At 60.6% G+C, this 472-nt stretch carries 1 protein-coding gene; it reads left to right on the forward strand.

Annotation, left to right across the window (positions count from 1 at the left end; genetic code table 11):
- Positions 1–472, forward strand: a 472-nt coding sequence (locus tag NCT05_RS36670) for an IS66 family transposase (RefSeq protein WP_250504802.1), incomplete at both ends; no start/stop codon positions are given.

Here is a 472-nt window from a genome sequence, read left to right on the forward strand (position 1 = left end):
GTGGCGAAGGCGCTTGAGTACTTCCAGGCCCTATACCGCGTTGAGGCACTGGCCAAAGGCGATCTGCCCGCCGGCCAGACACGTGCGGACTATACCTACAACTTGCGGCAAAAACACAGCGTGCCGCTGCTCGAGGCCTTCAAGGCGTGGCTCGATGAACTGGCACCGAAGGTGACGCCGCAGAGCTTGCTCGGCAAGGCGATTGCCTATACGCGCAACCAATGGGAATATCTCAGCCGCTACGTCACTGATGGTCGCGCCGCCATCGATAACAATGTCATCGAGCGCGACGTAAGGCCGTTTGCCACTTCGAGAAAATCGTGGCTGTTCAGTGACACGGTTGATGGCGCAAAGGCCAGCGCCACGATCTACAGCCTGGTGCTGACGTGCAGGGCTTGCGGCGTCGAGCCGTACGACTACCTGCTGCATGTGCTCACGGAGCTGCCGCAGCGTGCGCCGGATGCGGATTTGA

The organism is Caballeronia sp. AZ7_KS35 (assembly GCF_023631045.1).
Lineage (GTDB): Bacteria > Pseudomonadota > Gammaproteobacteria > Burkholderiales > Burkholderiaceae > Caballeronia > Caballeronia zhejiangensis.